Annotated in this window: 1 protein-coding gene and 1 pseudogene; both read left to right on the top strand. The window is 31.1% G+C overall.

What is annotated here, in order from left to right; genetic code table 11:
• A partial coding sequence (locus Q3304_RS20725) for a LysM peptidoglycan-binding domain-containing protein (protein WP_407815485.1) occupies positions 1–289 on the top strand: 289 nt, incomplete at its 5' end.
• A pseudogene (locus tag Q3304_RS20720) lies at positions 282–794 on the top strand (cell wall hydrolase); the annotation flags it as partial. The gene Q3304_RS20725 and the pseudogene Q3304_RS20720, both read left to right, overlap by 8 nt.

Below are 794 nucleotides of genomic sequence, written 5' to 3'. Positions count from 1 at the left end.
CTCAACTAAAAAGTTAGTTCTTGCTCCACCTAAAACTACTAATGAGACTGGCAGACCAAATGTAAAGATAGAGCCTAAGAGGGTCGATTCTGTTAATGCTCCAAGTGGTAAGACTTATACAGTCAAAGCGGGTGATAGCCTTTGGTCAATCTGTCAAAAACAACTTGGTAATGGTTCTTTATATAAAAAAGTATATGAGTTAAATAAAGCTATGATGGATAAGGCTAACAAGGGCAAAAATTTATCAAAATACACCATCTATAAAGGGCAGGTGTTAAAACTTGGCTGATGATTTAGTTTTGGCGAATGATAGAGATATAAGACTAGTAATAGCTCATTTGGATGATTTCTATGAACCTGCCATTTTAGATGGAATTACATGGGAGATTGAAAGACGAGGGACACCAAGCAAGTTAGAATTTACAATAGTTATGGATGATATACTACAGTTTTGCGAAGGCAACTCCGTAAGGTTATATTACAAGGGCATTGGCATATTTTATGGATATATATTTCAAAAAAAGAGAGATAAGGAAAATCATATTAAAATTGTTGCATATGACCAGTTGAGATACTTTAAAAATAAAGATACTTATGTATATAGTAATAAAACTGCAAGCGAACTTGTAAAAATGTTAGCTAAAGATTTTAATTTAAAATACAATGTCATAGAAGATACAAAATATAAAATATCTAGAATAGAAGAAAATAAAACTTTATTTGATATGGTTTTAACTGCACTAGATGATACTTTAAGAGAGAAAAAAGAAATGTATGTACTTTACGATGACTTC

The organism is Clostridioides sp. GD02377 (assembly GCF_045899875.1).
GTDB classification, from domain to species: domain Bacteria; phylum Bacillota; class Clostridia; order Peptostreptococcales; family Peptostreptococcaceae; genus Clostridioides; species Clostridioides difficile_A.
Note: the sequence above shows the minus strand (reverse complement) of the source record. Positions and strands in the feature narration are given on the sequence as shown.